Genomic DNA, 1340 nt, shown 5'->3' with positions numbered 1-1340 from the left:
GCCCCGGCCTGCGCACGCGCCTGCAGGCCGAGGTCGACGGGATCGATGCGCATCAGGGGCTGGCCGCGGTGGACGGTCTGGCCGACGTCGACGAGGCGCTGCACCACCTTGCCCGGCACGCGAAAGCCCAGGTCGCTCTGGACCCGGGCGCCGACGACGCCGGTGAATGAACGGGCGGTGGCCGGTGCGCCCTGGACGAGAACGGTCTCGACCAGGGGTGCCGCCGTGCGGGCGTCGGCGGCGGGCTTGTAGCCGCATGCCGCCAGGGCGATCGGCAGCAGGCACAGGACCTGCGCGCTGCGTGAGCGAATGGACATGGGAGCTCCCTTTGGTAAGAAAGTCCCCATTTTTCTACTAGTGACCAAATAAGTCAATGGTCACAACCGATATTTTTTACGGGGCCAGGCTCCTGAGCACGAGGTTGGACAGGTGCACCGTGGCGTCCTGCGCCCCGTCCAGGTTGTATTGCAGCAGCAGCGGATTGATGTACGGCTTCATGACGAGGCAGATCGCGTTCGCCGTCTCGTCCAGAGGCGTCTTGCGTTCGAATTCGCCCGCCTCGCGCCCTTCGCGGACGATTTTCGCAATGAGCTCCTCGATATAGCGCTCGTAGGCCTGCACCGACGGCCAAGCCTCGCTGGCGCCCGTCGCGGCAATGTCGTACAGCTTGCGGTCCTCGAAGAACAGCGTCGTGCCCACGTCGACGAACGCCCGGAACATGCGACGGAAGCGGTCGGATGCGCTGGTCCCTGCGGCGACCGCGGCATCGACGGCGCGCATCATCTCGCCCAGGCGGTTGGCGCAGATGACTTCGCCGATCGCCTGTTTGGAATCGAAAAACTTGTAGATATAGGCCTTGGAAAAACCGATCGCCTTGGCCAGGTCGGACACGGTCGTCTTGGTATAGCCGTAGCGGGTGAAGTAATCCGTCGCGGCGTCGACGATCTGCGTGCGTACGTCGTGATCCAGCGGGCCCCTGCTCGGGGAAGAAGAAGTGATTGTCGTGTTCATGGCGATAGCTTAACGCGTTGAAGAAACGTTTGACAAAGTGTGACCAATAAGTATTATAGTCACTAGTCACAAAACACGAGGATACACCATGATCACGATTCGCCTGCTCGCGGCCGCCGTCGTCGCCGTCGCGGCAACGGGCTGCGCCGTCGGCCCCGATTACCGGCGGCCGGATGCGCCCGTCCCTGACCGTTACCTCGGCCAACCCGTCACCGTGCAAGGCCGGGCCGCCGACCTGACCGCCTGGTGGGGCAGCTTCGGCGACCCGCAACTGGCGCGCTACGTCGCGCAGGCCCTGGCAAGCAACCTCGACCTCGCACAGGCCGCCG

The 1340-nt window shown here is 64.5% G+C and carries 2 protein-coding genes and 1 pseudogene; 1 reads left to right on the top strand and 2 read right to left on the bottom strand.

Annotated features, from left to right (window positions below; translation table 11 throughout):
- Both ACEN88_RS31890 and ACEN88_RS31885 read right to left on the bottom strand, forming a co-directional pair.
- Positions 1 to 317 (bottom strand): biotin/lipoyl-binding protein (locus tag ACEN88_RS31890; RefSeq protein WP_413346190.1); only part of this gene is annotated, 317 nt, incomplete at its 3' end.
- A 76-nt stretch (positions 318 to 393) separates the two neighbouring features.
- Complete coding sequence (locus ACEN88_RS31885; protein WP_413346189.1) at positions 394 to 1011, bottom strand: TetR/AcrR family transcriptional regulator; 618 nt, start codon at positions 1009 to 1011, stop codon at positions 394 to 396.
- A gap of 88 nt (positions 1012 to 1099) precedes the next feature.
- On the opposite strand from ACEN88_RS31885, the pseudogene ACEN88_RS31880 reads away from it, so the two are divergent.
- Positions 1100 to 1340 (top strand): annotated as a pseudogene (locus ACEN88_RS31880) (TolC family protein); the annotation flags it as partial.

The sequence above is a fragment of the Massilia sp. CT11-108 genome (assembly GCF_047302915.1).
GTDB classification, from domain to species: Bacteria; Pseudomonadota; Gammaproteobacteria; order Burkholderiales; family Burkholderiaceae_D; genus Telluria; species Telluria orientalis.
This window is presented reverse-complemented; position numbering and strand designations above follow the sequence as displayed.

Coding starts and splice junctions, on each gene's coding strand:
- ACEN88_RS31885 (WP_413346189.1), bottom strand. CDS start 1,011: ATGAACACGACAATCACTTCTTCTTCCCCGAGCAGGGGCCCGCTGGAT.